Below are 16,647 nucleotides of genomic sequence, written 5' to 3' on the forward strand. Positions count from 1 at the left end.
GATGTCGTGATAAGAGTGCATTTATCACCGCCTTAGTCATTTGGACGTGACTACTCATTTTCGCTGTATGAAATACTTCGCTGGCAGTTACCGCTTTGGTACAGCGCATCAATACAAAGGGAGCTTGTCATGAGATTGATTGCGAAACCGAGCATTGAAAAAGCGTCTGTAAATCCTTCATCTCTCTGGAAGTTAGGCTCATCATTCTTGTTGGCGAGTGCTATCGCGCTTACCACACAGGCGTGGGCAGCCGAAACGCCGAAACCCGCCACCGATGCCACCAAAGCCGCCAACGACGCCTTGCTCAAGGAGCTTCCGTTCAACGACAAGACCTCTTTCGAGCTGGCACATAAGGGATTCATTGCTCCACTGCCCTCCGAGCCGATCAAAGGCCCCAGCGGTAACATGATCTGGGACCCGAACAAGTACGGGTTCATAAAAGAGGGCGAGGCAGCACCGGCTTCCACCAACCCCAGCCTGTGGCGACAGTCGCAGTTGATCAATATTTCCGGCCTGTTCGAAGTGACCGACGGCATCTATCAGGTGCGCAACTACGATCTGTCGAACATGACGATCGTCGAAGGTAAGGAAGGTATCACCATTTTCGACCCGCTGATTTCCAGCGAAACGGCCAAGGCAGCCCTCGACCTCTATTACAAACACCGGCCGAAAAAACCGGTGGTCGCCGTGATCTATACGCACAGCCATGTGGACCACTACGGCGGCGTTCGCGGCGTGATCAACGAAGAGGACGTCAAGTCTGGCAAGGTGAAGGTGTATGCGCCCAAAGGTTTCCTGGAGCATGCCGTGGCCGAAAACGTCATGGCCGGTACAGCGATGAGCCGCCGGGCGAGCTACATGTACGGCAACCTCCTGCCACCCAATGAAACTGGCCAGCTGGGCGCCGGTCTGGGCACCACCACATCTGCCGGTACCGTGACCCTGATTCCGCCGACCGACATCATCGAGAAGACCGGCGAGAAGCACGTGATCGACGGGCTGACCTATGAGTTCCTCTATGCGCCAGGCAGTGAAGCGCCGGCTGAGATGCTCTATTACATTCACGAGAAGAAAGCGCTCAATACCGCTGAAGACTCCACCCACACCCTGCACAACACTTACTCGCTGCGCGGCGCCAAAATTCGCGAGCCGCTGCCGTGGTCCAAGTACCTCAACGAAGCGTTGAAGATGTGGGGTGATGACGTACAGGTAATGTATGCCATGCACCACTGGCCGGTCTGGGGCAACAAGGAAGTACGCGACCAGCTGTCTTCACAGCGCGACATGTATCGCTATATCAACGACGAAACCCTGCGTCTGGCCAACAAGGGTCTCACCATGACCGAGATCGCCGAGCAGGTGAAACTGCCCAAGGGCATCGCCCAGCGCTTCTCCAATAGGGGTTACTACGGCTCCCTCAACCACAACGTGAAGGCCACCTACGTACTGTACCTGGGCTGGTTCATCGGTAACCCGGCTACCTTGTGGGAGCTGCCGCCGGAAGAGCAGTCCAAGCGCTATGTGGACATGATGGGTGGCGCAGATGCCGTGCTCAAAAAAGCCAAGGAGTACTACGACAAAGGCGACTTCCGCTGGGTAGCTGAGGTGGTCAACAAAGTGGTCTTTGCCGACCCGAATAACCAGGCGGCGAAGAATATGCAAGCCGACGCGCTTGAGCAGCTGGGCTATCAAGCCGAGAGCGGCCCATGGCGTAACTTCTACTTGACCGGTGCCAAGGAACTGCGTGAAGGGGTCAAGCAGCTGCCGACTCCAGACACCGCCAGTCCCGATACCGTCAAGGCCATGGACCTGGACCTGTTCTTCGATTACCTGGCCATGCGCCTGAAGGGGCCTGAGGTCGAAGACAAGCACATCACCCTCAACTTCGACTTCACCGATCTCAAACAGCAGTATGCGGTGGAGATGGTCAACGGTGTGCTTAACCACACCGAAGGCCTCCAAGCGAAAAACGCCGATGCGAAGGTAACCCTGACGCGCGACACCTTGAACAAGCTGATGCTCAAGGAAACCACTCTCAAGGACGCTGTCTCGTCAGGTGCGATAAAGGTGGATGGTGCTGAAGCCAAGCTCGAAGAGTTGATGAGTTACATGGATAACTTCGACTTCTGGTTCCCAATCGTTACGCCTTGATGGCTCTCAAGCGTTAGCGGGCGCAGGCAAGGTTCCCGACATTGATCGAGACCTTGCCACGCTCACGGGACGGGGGCTTTGATCAGCTCTCGCAGCTCTCTGAATTCGGAGCGAGCCACCATGAAAACTTATCCAGCGGGCTCAGCGCTGGGAGGGCGACTACGACCTCTCTGCGTGTCAGTCCTAGCTCTGGCTGCATTCGTTCACCCCAGTTCCAGTTGGGCAGGGGGAATATTCATCTACGAGGCGGGCCAGGAAGGTAACGGACTGGCCAACGCGGGCTCTGCTGCCCTCGCCAATGATCCCAGTGTGTTGATGAGCAACCCAGCCGGACTTACTCAACTCAAGGGAACGCAGATCAGTGCCAATGCCCAAGTGATTCTCGGGGATCTGCGTTTCTCCCGGAACGACAGCAATCAGTTTGACGGCAATGAGGGCGGCAACTCTCTGGAATATCTGCCAGGAGCGAGTTTTTTCGTAAGTCATCAAATCGATGAACGCTCGGCCATCGGCTTCGGCATGTACGGCAACTTTGGGCTGGCGTTGGACTATGACGACGACTGGGCGGGCCGCTACTTTACGCAGGAGGCCGCGATCATTGGGGTTTCGTTGCAACCCACATGGGCTTACAAATTCACCGATGATCTGTCGATCGGCATTGGCCCACGCATCATGGTTGGCTATTACCGTACAGAGATGGCCATCAACAACAACCTGTTGGGGCTGGCCGACCGCCCTGATGGCCAGCTGGAATACAAGGACACTGACGTCGGCGTAGGCGTGAATCTGGGCGTGCTCTATCAAGTCGATCCCCGTACGAAGCTCGGGCTCGCCTACACCAGCAAGGTCAAGCTGGAATTCGAGGATAAACCCCACCTAAGCGACATCAGCAACCCGCTGCTCAACGCAGCGTTACGCCGCTTGGATGTCGACTCACTAGAGCTCGACCTGAATGTGCCGCAAACCGTCACCGCCAGCATTGCCCACGAGCTCGATGGACAGTGGACGCTTTTGGGCAGCCTCGGCTGGCAGGACTGGAGCGACTTTGGGGATGTCGGCGTTGATGTCGATGCCAACGGTGGAGGCACGAGTCGAACCGTTGACCGCAAATACAAAGACACCTGGCACGCCTCGATTGGTGCGATGTATCAAGCGACCCCGCAATGGCGCTGGAGCGTAGGTCTTGGCTACGACAGTTCGGCAGTGGATGACGAAGACCGCACTGTCGACAACCCGATGGGTGAGGCTTGGCGTTTCGCAACCGGTGTCAATTACACGGTGGATGAAGGGTTGGACCTGCACCTGGCCTACACCTTGGTCTGGTTGGGAGATATGGACGTTGATCAGACCAAGACTCGCTCGGGTACCACATTGTCGGGCAGCTATGACAACAGTGCATTGCACATCATCGGCGGAGGCGCCACTTGGCGCTTCTGAGTGACGCGTTTATCGCTGACATAAGGAAGGAAACTCTGATGAAAACCAAGGTATTGGCCGCAAGTCTGTGCCTCACTACGCTCATGCTGCATGGCTGCGCGAGCAAATATGTAGAATCCGATCAGTATTCTGGATTTCTTAAAAATTACAGTGTTTTGAAGGAAGACAAATCGCCCTCGGGCGCGCCGGTCATGCGCTGGATCAAGCCTGGGGTAGACGTCAACCGTTACACCAGCGTGTACCTGGAACCCAGTCAGCTCTATCCAAAACCGCAGCCCACTGAAAAAATTCCACAATCGACGCTGCAAGGCATCACTCAGTATTACGACCAAACCCTCAAGAACCATTTTTCCCAGGCGCTGCCTTTGGCGACCAGCCCTGGCCCAGGCGTTTTAGTAGTACGGCCTGCAATTACCGCTGTTAGTGCGAAGACCAAAAGCCTGCGTCCCTATGAAGTGATTCCGATTGCGCTGGTAGCTGCCGGGATCAGCACTGCAACTGGCATCCGTGACCAGGACACAAGTATCGCTACCGAAGCAGCCTTCCTGGACGGCGATACCAATCAGGTAGTGGCTGAAGTAGTGCGCAAGGGAGCGGGTACCGAGTTGGATAACTCGTCGCAAGTCATGCAGGCCAAGGATGCCAAGGCAGTGCTCGATGGCTGGGCCAAGGACATGGTCAGCTCATTCCAGGCACTGAAGAAGTAATTGATAGCGCCCTGCTTGAGAAACCAAACGGGGCGTTTCTTCCACTAACTAGAGGCGCGAGATCATGGACAGCGTTCGCGATGAAGATGATTCAAGGGACAGGGCGCGCAACAAGTCGCGTAGCATTTACGATGGTCCATCCTCCGACATGGAATTAAGGGTGATTGAGGTCAGACGTCAGAGTGGAAGCGAGGCACTTAAGCTCGCGAACTTATTAAGTCAAAATATGCGACCGCTGAGCTTACCCAATCTAAATTATAAGCTGCCGGCGATATTAGGTGCCCCGCTAGCGAAGCCATTACGATTCTTAGCCACGTCAGCGCCCACGGTAGGGCATGCGTTGGTGGCTCTAATTAGATACATGCGGCAATACAATCAGCTATTCCACTTTAGGCTGGACCACCGAGCGGGACAAGCGGTGCTTATATTTGAACCTTCAGAACCCGGCGAGTCACTCAGTCCCCAGACTGTTGAAAAATGGCTAATAGCAGCATGGCAACTGATTGGCGAGCTACGCGGTGCAACATTGAAACCACTCTCGCTTTGCTTTAGGCACAAGCCATTAAGTGATACAGCTAAATACGCCGCTTATTTTGGCTGTCCCGTATTTTTTCTACAGGGCAGTGATAGCCTGATTATGGAATCGAGCGTATTGGATGAGCGGAGTGTCAAACATGACGCTGAGCTGCATCAGATGGTACGATATTGCCTTGAGCTCCGAGCTTTACCTGCGGATGGGTTGAAACCACAGGTGGAAGCGCAAATTAAAATACTTCTCCCATCTCAGCGCTGCACGCTGGAGCAAGTTGCGCTAGCGTTGCAGTTAAATCCGCGCACGCTTCAACGTCGACTTGCTCAGGAAGCTATCGATTTCGAAGAATGTTTAGACCGTATCCGCCGATGCCAGGCTGAGCAAATGCTTAGAAAAACTTCTCTTTCAGTAGGTCAGATCTCCGCTGAGCTTGGCTATCGTAGCACTACCTCGTTTTGCCGAGCCCATCTGCGTTGGTTCGAGATGACGCCGCTGGAGCATCGACGCCAGTATGACAATACAGTCAAAGCATGACCTGAAATTTCTTAATCCGCATCTTCCAGCATCCCTTTTCAACGCCTAAAGAGTATGTGAATAAAAAAGCGGCCAACGAGTGACCGCATAAACGAGGAGCATCCAATGGAACTTGCAGACTTACCTTTTTTAGCCTAGTCGTTGCGCGGCACCAGCGCAAGGCGGTTCACATTGAAAAGCTCAAATCGCGAACTGCACAGTCTCAAGCGTAGGCTTGAGTCATTAGGGAGGCGCTATGTTTCGATTTATCAAGACCACCATTGCGGGGGGCGTTTTATTTATTCTGCCTCTTTTGATAATTATCATTCTGGTCGAAAAGGCGATTCATATCCTTCGCCCAGTAATTCAAAAGATAACGCCGCTATTCGCTGGCCACACTATAGTGGGGGGCACATCCCTTACGATCTTGGCACTGCTGGCACTGGCGTTTATTTGCTTCATTGCGGGTATGTTGGCTAAAACCGCATTTGCCACACGAGTTTTAGGTGCTTTAGAAGATAGGATTTTGAGCAACCTGCCCGGCTATCAACTGATAAAAGACGCTACGGCCCGCTTTGCTGGCCTTGAGAACATGGAAGGAGCCAAAGTAGGGCTGATTGCTGAAGGCGAGGGCTTCCGTTTTGGCTTGGTGTTAGAGACTCATGAGAAGTGGCTGCTGGTTTACTTGCCTGATGGAGGGCCGGCTGGCGCCACTGCAGGAGAAGTCCGGGCCCTACCTAATGATCAAGTGACGCTTACAGATGTGCCGTGGCTATCGTTGGTAGCCTGCCTCAGACGAGGTGGTCGGGGCACATTGGACTTGATGAAAAATTACGTAGGCAAACCCATCGGAACGAGGTGAATCGCCTCTAGCTTACGCTCTTCAAGCTGAGAAAGTGGCATTTGTCATCTCTAATGGAGCCAACTGCGTCGTACCGCTTCGATCTGAATACTTGGTGGTTACGCTGACGACTCATGGCCCGTCCCTGTTGAATCTCATTATGAGGCTTGGAGGTCTCTACGAAACCAGGGGCGATTCAGTATACCCGACGGCTGTCCAGCCGCCGGGTCATAGGATCATCGACGAGGGATGAAATAGGCAACGCGACCGATGGTCATCAACCAGACGTGGGTTGAGCTGTCGACCGGGGTGTCACCTGGGAATAGCAACATGGTGTGCATGGGCTGATTCTCCGATCAGGGGATAGGGTCAAAACCGGGATTGGCTTGTGCCTTTCCTGACTAGGTATTTAGGGGTGTCGACTATCAAGTTGACGAATTCAACGAAAAAAAGCTCAAGCTGAAAACCAGTCACTCATCGAAGCTCCTGACCTCACGTAGCGACCAAGCCAAGGCCAGTCGTGACCCTAGCGAGTACCTACATTTGAGGGCAGAATCACCAGCTTTGCCTACGTTGCACTGGGTTGAGGGGGATGGTGTGGGAGCAGAGCTAGATCGGCTAAAGGACCGCAAAAGGAGCAGAGCGTTAATCGAAGACCTCTACCTCGACGCGAACCGAGTTTACGTAATCCACTACTCCTGTGAATCGTTTTACGAGAACGACACCGGGGAGTCGAAACGTGTGACATCCATTGCCACACGAAACCTTAAAACCGGCCAGACCAAATCGTGGTCCATCCATAAAGAAGCAGAGCTCAGCAAACAGCTTTCGAGCATGCAAGCAGAACTCGATAAATTCGAAAAGTCGATGCTGAAAGGCTTTTTCCAATGGCTTGATAAGCACAAGGATTGCCGTTTCCTGCACTGGAACATGCGAGACGAAAATTTCGGGTTCTTTGCGCTGGAGCATCGGTTCCGGGTGCTCGGCGGCAAGCCCGTAGAGCTGCCGGATGACAAGAAGGTCGATCTTGCGCGTGAGCTGGTTGCGCTGTACGGAAGAAGCTATGCCCCGCATGCCGATAGCAAAGGAAGGAAAGGCAGGATTATGGCGTTAGCTGAACTCAATGCTGCTAGCGATCAGGATGCCCTGCCGGGCGCTGATGAGGCTGCAGCATTTGTGAATGCTGAGTACATCAAAATGCATCAATCTACCTTAAGAAAGCTCGATATGTTCGCGAACTTCTTCGAACGCACGCATGAGAAGTCCTTGAAGACAAAATCGAAATGGTACGAGCGGAACGGGGTACACCCTGTTGTATTGATTGAAATCATCAAAGACCATCCGATCTACACGACAATTATCGTACTGAGCGCTCTTGCCGTAGCCACCGTCAATTTCAGCCGTTTCTTGGCACTTTTCCATTAGCTGCCTAGTGCGAAGGGCTGCTTCATAGCATAAGCACCATGATGCAACGCGTCTGACAGACGCAGACTGGGATGTAGATACAAGAAAGCCCGCCATGGAAGGCGGGCTATCAGGTGTCTCCAAGGGGAGGCTATGCGCCAACGAAGTCTCGGAGCCAGCCGTCACAGGATAATACTCAAACTCACAGATTGAAAGCTTGGCCGAAACGCCGCTATCTTGACATCACTCTGCAAAGGAATACTCTCGTAAGCCGAATTTCGATGGCTACGGGCATGCGCTGGAAGAACCTACAAATTAACGGCCGAGAGCTCTGTATGGCGCATCTGCAGCCAACGGTGCGGACCTACCAGCTCCCCGCCTGCGACGTGAGCGTTGAGTTCACGTTCGGCTTCCACTGCTTCACCGACAACAAAGAAAACGGCCCACTGCTCCGGCATCCTCGCACCACAATTCGGCCTTGCAGCCAGGGAGGATTTCTTCCGCGATGGCGGCTGATTCGAAGCCTCAATGGATTACCTTGGCTTTGTAGGAGGAGACGGCGGTTTCAGCGACTCCAGCGACCGATGAAATGACTGCTTCAGATCTTCATCGGTCGCAGATGGTACGGGCTCACGCCTGTTGCGTTTCGCAGGTTTTTCTTCCTCGGGCAAAGTGACGCGTTTTAGCACCGCGCGCTCCGCCTGAGTAGCCGAAGATTCGAATACCTTCGCCTGCACGCGCTTGTCACGATCTGCCCGGCTGAAGCTCACCACATTGGTCTTAAAATCAGTGGGAAGGTCAAAGGGGCACTGCAGGTCTTTGTGCGCTTTGCTAGATCCATATTTGATTAACTGCAAATTCAGCTCTTCAACCTCTCTTGCACTGCTGGTGTATGCGCTGGACCGGTAGGCCTGGAGTAAGTCATCGAGCTCAATCTGTTTCCTTCCAACGGCGCGGCACTCCAAATAAGCGAGCTTCAACAATTGCACTGCAAGCCGTTTGATACCGAACGTGAAGCGGTAGAGCTCTGATGCGAATTCAGTTTTTCCTGCCTTTACCCGACCTCCGGTCAGCCTGATGCATTCGTCCACGTAATCAGACCAATCCAGGCTCTGTGGTTGCTCGGGAAGCATGATGCGTGGTTCTGAAAGCAGTCTCTGTTTGTCCTCACTGTTACGACCAAGCAGCTTGTGCACGAGGCTATAATTGGACACAAAAATCATCGGCATTCCGATTGCAGCCATGGTCAGCAGGATGTCGGTAACCTTAGAAGCTCCCGAACCAGTATTGATGTGCTGGGTCTCCTCCAGCACGACCATGCAGACGCCATCTCGATTGGCTCGGCGGCGACACAGAACGAGCAGCTTCGCTAAATTTCCACCGCGCCCTTCATGATCGCTCCCATGTACGAAATCCAAGAGAAGCTGCTTGCCGCTGGCTTTGCCACGCGCGCTCGCATACCAATGTGATGTAAGCTGAACCTCGCCGTCGAACATATCAGCAGTAAGTTCAAGAGGAGCAGGCATGGCCCTACGTAAAGCAGCAATTGTCTGGCTCTTACCTACTCCCGCTAAGCCCGTCAGGCAGATGGGTGACACCTCAACTTCCGGAGGGTTGAAGACCCCTGCGGCGTATCCCGCCTCACTACTAAAAAGCTTGAGGTTGTGTAAATAAGCTAAACCGATCATTTCTTGGATGAAATACAGAGAAAACTCATTAGGAAGGTACATACTCTTGAGTCGTTCAGCCAGAAGCTCGGCAGCTACATGAGGACGAAGGTACTCTACATCCGGCAGAGGGTCTGGCCTAATTACAACTCGTTTGCGGATGCTATCAATATCCATATAACCATCGAAACGACATTCGATAATCCGGTTCATTTGGAAGCACCTCTAAAGCGATTAAAATCTGCGGTATCGCGCAGCGCAGCGCCCCCTTTTGAAGGACGTCCGGGTTTTCGCTCACCGGCATCCCAGCGCTTGCCTGTATCCTGTTCGAACCTATCATAGTAAAGTTGACTATGAGCAGGTAATCCCTCCCGAAGATCCGCAGCATTGTTTTTACGAATTCTGTCTATTTCTTTCAGGTCGGCCAGCGTGATATCAGAGGCGTCCTGAGGACTTCGTGATGGCCGCACAAAGTCGAGCTGATAGAGAACTCCTTTAACCTCTACCCATATGTGCCGAACGCACATCGTAAGTACATACGCTGAGGTTTTTATAACGCCCTTGCGGGCAACTTGATCAAACAAGCCGGTATCTGATAATGCACGGGACTTATACTTTCTGCCGTAAAAATACACCCCGTCGGTCTTAATGACAGCTGGGCGAATCTCAAGAAAATCCCTGACTGCTGTGTCGAAAGGAACTCCAATCGAAGAGTCTCGACCACGCATGCTCCAGTAACTGTAAATGTCGTGTGGTGTAGGCCTGATTCCGGCCAGAATCATTTCCTCATCCATACGTCTTCCCGCATCAGAGGTATGATTGTCCGTCAGAACGCGTAGAATTTCGCGCTTGGCCATCTCCACAAAATTTAAGGTGCTGTGAAAATAGCTCGGCTGCTCAAGCGTCTTCTTATCTCTTGGGTGAGAGGACTCGACTGTGGCTTTGGATTGCCCCGAAAACGTTGGCGTTAGTTCAACCGACTTCAACCAGTTAATCTCTGGCTCGACCTCATAGCCTGCAGCAGGCCCTCTATCCAACACCATTCCGCCGGATAGCCCGGCGCTACTCCATTCATCAGGGGTGATGGGTACCCCGAACTGTTCACAGTATTTAACCTTGTCGCACGCCATTGAGTAGAGTGCCATGCGATAAGCGGCCATAGTCTCTTTACCTTCCGAAAAGCCAATTCCTAGCACCATACCGGATAGCCCGCACACCGCCCTGACAACACAAAAGCTATCGACTGCACTTTCCTCGGTTAATCCCGAAAGCTTCTCGGAAATGTAATATCCGTCGAATTCAACCCGTTGATTCACGTTAATAAGATTGTCGGCAAAGCTTCCCTCTGAGCCGGACTCAGCACGAGCGCGATGTTGGCCCTTCAGGGCGATCCTCAGGGACTTCGCGCTTATCATTTTTTTAACCCAATACTTAAACTGAGCAAAAGATGGAAATGGATTGCCGGTGGGGTGCTTAAATTCAGCTGCAGCACCGCTCCGTTTTGAAACAACACAGCCGAATTCCCCAATGAGGATTTCGCTGTAAATCTTGTTTTGAGTTTTATAGGGCGACTTGTATGCCAGAAACCCTTTCAATATCTTTTGCTGCATTACTGCATCACAGCGGTACCCGTGTTTTTTTCCCTTCCGAGAAGGCCGACCCAACTTTGTCTTCCGGCCAGGGCCTTCTCTGTTCCAACCCCCAATTCTATGAAAGATAGGCAGCAACGCCCACTTGGTACGGCCAAATACTAAATACGAGTAGAACCAGAGCCTCATCCTTGCGGCGTTTTGCTGGGGTCTTTGGGCCTTGGCGTCCGCATTTATGACACCATCAGGATCGTCACTTGCAAGAACTTCGTCTAAGCGAGCGACCAAGCTGGAGATCGCAGCAAAACGTTTGTTTACCTTACACTCGTAGCTTTCTTTGGTGGATGCTCGCCGACTCTCTAAAAACTCGATAGACGCACCCTGAAGAGGATCAAGCCAAGGAGGCGTGGCGTCCCCGTCGCCATCCTCGAGTAGCCACCCATTTTCAACGGCCTCCTCAAAATCCACTTGAGACAGTTGAATGAGCTGACAGCTGACCTGCTTTCCGTCATCCATAAACTCAACCAGGCGGACCCGGTTTCGCCGGCCATCACTGACGAGAAAATGATATACAGTTCCCTGCGTAAGGTTGAGAAATCCATCTGGAGCGATGATCCGAGAGCCGGCCCTCATGGTGCGGTCTCTTCGAAAAGAGAGCCGAACTTCTGAAGCGGATCGCATCCCCCAGTAACGAGAGGACGATCGATCAAGATCGGTTCGCTGAAATCGACCAGAAGCTTTCGATCCCACACATCCTGATAAATCTTAGCAATGAATTGGTCGCGAAAGCCCCACCGGGTTCCGTACTCTATAGCCACATAGGCTACAGGCTTCCCGGCTTGCACAGCCTCACCCACTGCGCCACTGAAGTCTTCCAGCAGAGCCGGCGCAAGCGAAAAATCCAAATCGTGCATGCCAAATAACAGATCGAGGTTCGCTTGGATCGTTGGAGTCAGCATGTCGCGCGATACCTCCACGGTCCGAATGCCGCCACTCGCATAGTAACGCCGCTCTAACTCCAGCCTCAGCTCAGCATGTTCCCGATCCTGGCGCTGCTGAACCAGGGTTTTAGGAGATTTGCTTCGGCGCTCGTGGAAGGCCGCAGCCTCATCCTTGACAGTCCAATTAACCGCATAGGGATGGCATCGACTGTTCATCAGATACAGTAAAAGGTCACCCTGATAGGGGTAAGGCGTTCTCCATCTGCCATGCGAATCTTCGACCACGATCGTATGATGCTTGAAACCGATCTCACTCGCGATATCGACGGTACCGCGCAAAGGGGGAGGAAAGGTTCCTTTGGTAAGCGGGTGCCCTCGCAACGGATGTCCTGTATTCACAGGCCACAGCATTCTCTGCTCGTGTAATTCAAAGAGGTCAGGATGGTAGAGGGCTAACTGCGCAAACACCTTCTCTGGCCCGGAGAGCAGATGAATCGTGCGCCCTAGCTTGCGGCTGCGAAGCCTACTGATTCGAGAGCCTCTGGGCGCCTCTCTTGGGACCGCCAAGGTTGACGGCTTGTATTCTTGACCCCACTCAAACCCGCCTTGGCGGCTCATGATCAGGTCATACCTCTCTTGCGGTTTCATCCAAGCATTCCAATCTCATCTAGGTTCCATAGGCGGCCTGCTGGGGATAACCCCAGGCTCACTTCGGAAACCCTTACGCTGCGGGCAGAAAACCACGCGTCTCACTGTGGATAACGCGCAGGTTCTTGTGGATGAGCGAAGCCGTGCGAGACTTGACGTCTCACATGCATGAGATAGACAATGGACAAGTCAGGTGCCTTTTCTGACTTATCCACAGGGGCCCAAGGTCGCACTTGGGCCCTTGTCTAACTGACTTCTAGCTCTCTCGATGGGGCTAGCGGTTAGCAGATATTCGTTCTATAGAGCTTCCTTAGGCTTCACCGCCGCTTGGGAACCGCCCACCTCTCACCAAAACCTGCATCAGGCCTTGCTTACCCAGGGGGTCACTGACAATTCGTTAATTGAATATGTTAACGCTTGAAATTCCCGGCTGACAACATGTTTGAACACAAAACACCTCCCACGTAGAAACAAATTTCCGCCTATACAAAGCGTACACAGGATTCCGGTCGCATCGAGCGCTCGCAGGCCACCAGCTCATGCTGTGGGATCCGACAGCGCTATTAGCGAATAATATAACCAGCGATACATTAATCGCGGATAGAACTTTCCTATTACTCCAGCGAGCGCTTATGTTGGTATTTTTGGGGATCACCTTGATGAACCTCAATGGCCGACACCGCCCCTACCTTCATTGGCTTCCAGATGAATGCTTTTACAGCCTTTGCTGCCGTCAGCATTTATTCTGGGGCAATGATACCAATGAAGAGACGGTGGCTCTTCTATTCGGACCTGATTCCCCATCGCTACTGCACGACTTTCCGAAAAACTTGTCGCTATTAAACGATGAGGCACAACGATCATGGGGCAACTCAGAGGAGATTATCAATTACCATTCCATAGTACCGATATTTTTCCCATTTCAGTCAACCGAGCGCGTGGAGGAAATCAAGGAGATATTGCAAGGCTCAAAGGTCAGCTCGTTAAAGTATAGGCTTGGACTTATCACTGGTCGGTTCGGTGGATCACACCCATTGAAGGCTTGCTTAACTTGCATGAAGAACGATGAGGACAGGTACGGGACTACATATTGGCAACTATCCCACCAGCTACCAGGCGTAACTGTCTGCCCGCTACATAGAAAACTACTGAGGGAGTCCTCTGAAAACAGGCAGTGGTCTCGCCGCTTCCGCTGGGTTCTTCCAGATGAGTGCACACTCATAAAAAATGCGGATTTGGAGGTAAGCTCGGCGAGCCTTGCTGCTCTACATTCCCTGTCAATTGCTGCCGTAGCACTGTGGAAGTTGGGACCTAGATATCACTTCGATGCCGCTAAGGTCGCAAAAATTTACCAACAGGCTATTAGAAGATTCGGTACCGCCCAGAAGGGGCGCGAGGCCGCGGCTGAGGGCTTTGCGAGGTACTGCTCAGTGCTTCAACCGCACCCATCCTTTTCAGCCCTGCCACGCACGCAGCGGGGTGCAATAGGGTTCATTTCGCAAATGGCCCGCAAGCCCCGTGGTTACTGCCATCCGCTGAAGCATTTGACCCTCATTTCGTGGCTATTTGGTCACGTGGACGGCTTCATGGCAGCTTATAATAAATTGGATGAACAGCTCAATAAATCGGGTAGCCTTGATCTGCAACTGTTGATACCCGATACCGCAGTCCGTGAACAAGCTGAAAAATTCAAGAGAGAACCGGGTGCCCCAAGACCGAAGAAAATCTTCGTGCCTATTCAACAAGAGATTTTGAAGGCGTTGAAATGTGGTGCAAGCAAAGGCGAGGTATGCACTCGCTTCGATGTATCTATCAGTACAGTTAATCGCTTACTACGCCAAAACCCAGAAGTGAGACTCGCAGGGAGCAACGAACAACTTCGCAAGAAGCGTGAGGAGCTGCGCGCGGTTTGGCTTGCGACTGTGGATGAAAGGCCTACTGCTAGCGCAAAAACCGTCAGAAAACAGATACCTAAAGTATACGCATGGCTGTACCGAAATGATCGAACTTGGCTCTTATCTCAATGCGTGACTCTTCCATGCGGAAGGATCGGAAATCATGTTTCGGTAGATTGGGATGCGCGAGATGAAAGATTATTCGCGAGGGTCATGCAAATAATGAAAAGATCTCCGTTCGAAAACTCAAGACTGCGCAAGCGTTACCTTTACCAGTTAGTACCCAACCTATTCGCTTCGCTTGAGCAAAAGTCGCACTACTCCAAGACGAGAGAGCTTGTTGACAAGCTCTGCAATTAGCCTACATCCATATGTGTCCAATTCTTGATAACGATCTGATGCATGCTTGCCTAGATAACGACCGCGATGCCTCACTTACAGGCACCCCCGAGTCAGCCATTGCTAAATGGCGGCTATTTTTATTTAGATAAAATATGAAAACGAGCCTATTACTCATTGATCGAGGTAACTATCCCGAACGAACGCCAATATCGAGTTCTGGACGCCACGCCTCGAAACCTTTCAGCAGTAGACGCCGTACTCAATCCTCGTGAGGTGGATGCGGACTCGCTGGTAGTCCCTAGGATCCACCAGGAGGCTGCAAGGAGCGCGCCTGTCTAGACCGATTGCAGGTCGCGATAGCCATCCAGCAGCGAGGCGCGCGTTGCCAAGGACATGGGCCGCTTGGGCCAGGATCTGATCTCGACGGGCAACGTAACAACGGTATTGAGCGCTCCAGCAACGCACCGGCGAGGAAGCACAGGGACCGAGGAGGGCTATCGTAAGCATGAGGTCTCCGCTAACGCGCCTAACGCGAGGGGGTAACGATTACCTTACTGCAAAAATTGATCAGCAACGCCATCGACGGATGACTGGCACCTTAAAGGGGTGTGCGCCTCTCGCAATTGGAACCATACCGGTGACCCAGGCGGAACGACCCGGAACGAAGCCCCAGTCTGCTCGGGCGTCAATTTCTCTCCCTTGTGTCGGTGCTCACCAGTGGGAATCGTATAAGAGGTCCCACATGAATTGGTCGGTAATATAAATGTTTATCCGAAAGTATTCCCCAAACGGTCTAAGAGGTCTTTCATCTCTTCATGAATATTACCACTATCCAATTTACCTACCCCCCGCTTAGATTCCTCAGGGGGATATCCGTCCATGTGGTGAGAATTCCAATAAGAATCAATCGACGGAGGATTGGGGTCTTGACGTAGGTAATCGCCGAGGAATGATTCAAAACTTTGAAATACTGATGCTATCAAATATAGCAATTCGTGCAGTTGGGATCGACCGACTAAAAATCTAAAGGCGCGAGGGTCGCGCAAGTCATCACGGTAGAACTTCAAGGTGGCACGTCTCCCCCTTGACATCAAGTTAAAGCTATCACCTTCAATCAGCTCTATGATTTTAGCTTCTAAGACATGAAAAACCGTTTCAGCGGACAGGTGGTATGGGAGTGCGTTGAGGCTCGAGAAAAACTCAGCGAGGTTAAGGGCCTCAGGTTCTGTGTTCGCGGTGGGCTCCGCGTCGCCTAGGCTACGGCCTACGCACCCGCTCCACATCACGTCTAAAGAGTGACCATGAACGGAGAAAGGTTTCCCGCAAAACTGGCAACTCGCAAGTAATTCAACGTTATGCTTGGCACACACATTTAAGAGAGGATGGTTGCGTCTCCAATACGAGTATCCTCGCACACACAGGTCTTCTTTTGCACAGACCGGGCAATATGATCTTGTTCTAGAAAAGTCATCAAAGCAAAAGAATCCTGCCTCGAACTCGTTCGACGAATATGAGAAGCTGTCCTTCGCTTTTAAGACTCCATAAATAGTGTAGTCAGTATGGGAGTGCAATAGCTTGTTGAATCCGTAACAACCATCCCATCCGAGAAGCGTAGCTATTGAATTTACTTGCTTATTACGCCAGCGTAGGTGTCGAAATTGAGGTGCCCCAAAGATTTCTAGAGCACGGGTAGGCAATTGTAGAAAGAGATTCCGCTCCACAAATGACCGGAGCGACTCATCGGGTTGAATTCTCAACAGCATGAAAAATCTCGCTGGTGGTTAGCGCTAGGTCGGAAGCAGGCGAAGATCGAGACGCCTCGCAGGAGACGAGATGAAAGGCGTCATCGACTACCGGGAGACTTAAATCCAGGCAGTGAGCGGCTGTTGCGACACCCTGGGTCCGCAGACGAGATTGCACCGAGCCATCACTACCCAAGGTCCAGCGTTGTATCTAACCGTCACCGGCTTTGCCGCCGTC

General features: G+C 52.4%; 11 protein-coding genes. 7 read left to right on the forward strand and 4 right to left on the reverse strand.

The window, feature by feature from the left end:
- Positions 1 to 207 precede the first annotated feature (207 nt).
- The 6 genes from ACZ6YA_RS04475 (at position 208) to ACZ6YA_RS04500 (ending at position 7,606) form a co-directional block, all read left to right on the forward strand.
- On the forward strand, positions 208 to 2,151 hold the full coding sequence (locus ACZ6YA_RS04475) for an alkyl/aryl-sulfatase (RefSeq protein WP_465895754.1): 1,944 nt from the start codon (positions 208 to 210) through the stop codon (positions 2,149 to 2,151).
- A gap of 120 nt (positions 2,152 to 2,271) precedes the next feature.
- On the forward strand, positions 2,272 to 3,588 hold the full coding sequence (locus ACZ6YA_RS04480; protein WP_465895755.1) for an OmpP1/FadL family transporter: 1,317 nt from the start codon (positions 2,272 to 2,274) through the stop codon (positions 3,586 to 3,588).
- A 38-nt stretch (positions 3,589 to 3,626) separates the two neighbouring features.
- Positions 3,627 to 4,295 (forward strand): DUF3313 domain-containing protein, encoded by a 669-nt coding sequence (locus ACZ6YA_RS04485; protein ID WP_465895756.1) that lies wholly within the window; start codon positions 3,627 to 3,629, stop codon positions 4,293 to 4,295.
- 64 nt (positions 4,296 to 4,359) lie between these two features.
- Positions 4,360 to 5,361: an AraC family transcriptional regulator gene (locus ACZ6YA_RS04490; protein WP_465895757.1), complete on the forward strand. Its 1,002-nt coding sequence runs from the start codon at positions 4,360 to 4,362 to the stop codon at positions 5,359 to 5,361.
- Between the two features lie 235 nt (positions 5,362 to 5,596).
- Complete coding sequence (locus ACZ6YA_RS04495) at positions 5,597 to 6,202, forward strand: hypothetical protein (RefSeq protein ID WP_465895758.1); 606 nt, start codon at positions 5,597 to 5,599, stop codon at positions 6,200 to 6,202.
- Positions 6,203 to 6,922: 720 nt separating this feature from the next.
- Positions 6,923 to 7,606, forward strand: coding sequence for a hypothetical protein (locus ACZ6YA_RS04500; protein ID WP_465895760.1), 684 nt, complete (start codon positions 6,923 to 6,925; stop codon positions 7,604 to 7,606).
- Positions 7,607 to 8,118: 512 nt separating this feature from the next.
- Here the strand turns inward: ACZ6YA_RS04500 and ACZ6YA_RS04505 are convergent.
- Genes ACZ6YA_RS04505 through ACZ6YA_RS04515 form a run of 3 tightly spaced genes read right to left on the reverse strand, consistent with a single transcriptional unit; the run spans position 8,119 to position 12,430 of the window.
- Positions 8,119 to 9,465, reverse strand: coding sequence for an AAA family ATPase (locus ACZ6YA_RS04505; RefSeq protein WP_465895761.1), 1,347 nt, complete (start codon positions 9,463 to 9,465; stop codon positions 8,119 to 8,121).
- The gene (locus tag ACZ6YA_RS04510) at positions 9,462 to 11,474 is read right to left on the reverse strand and encodes a transposase (RefSeq protein ID WP_465895763.1); all 2,013 of its coding nucleotides are present in this window, start codon (positions 11,472 to 11,474) and stop codon (positions 9,462 to 9,464) included. The genes ACZ6YA_RS04505 and ACZ6YA_RS04510 overlap by 4 nt, the downstream gene beginning before the upstream one ends.
- Positions 11,471 to 12,430, reverse strand: coding sequence for a PDDEXK family nuclease (locus ACZ6YA_RS04515; protein ID WP_465895764.1), 960 nt, complete (start codon positions 12,428 to 12,430; stop codon positions 11,471 to 11,473). The genes ACZ6YA_RS04510 and ACZ6YA_RS04515 overlap by 4 nt, the downstream gene beginning before the upstream one ends.
- A 659-nt stretch (positions 12,431 to 13,089) precedes the next feature.
- On the opposite strand from ACZ6YA_RS04515, the gene ACZ6YA_RS04520 reads away from it, so the two are divergent.
- Entirely contained in the window at positions 13,090 to 14,685 is a 1,596-nt protein-coding gene (locus tag ACZ6YA_RS04520) for a TnsD family Tn7-like transposition protein (RefSeq protein ID WP_465895765.1), read from the forward strand.
- Between the two features lie 222 nt (positions 14,686 to 14,907).
- Here ACZ6YA_RS04520 and ACZ6YA_RS04525 read toward each other — a convergent pair whose 3' ends face one another.
- A complete protein-coding gene (locus tag ACZ6YA_RS04525; RefSeq protein WP_465895767.1) occupies positions 14,908 to 15,174 on the reverse strand; it encodes an antitoxin Xre/MbcA/ParS toxin-binding domain-containing protein in 267 nt (88 codons plus the stop codon).
- Positions 15,175 to 16,647: the final 1,473 nt, after the last annotated feature.

The sequence above is a fragment of the Pseudomonas sp. NPDC090752 genome, from assembly GCF_055584805.1.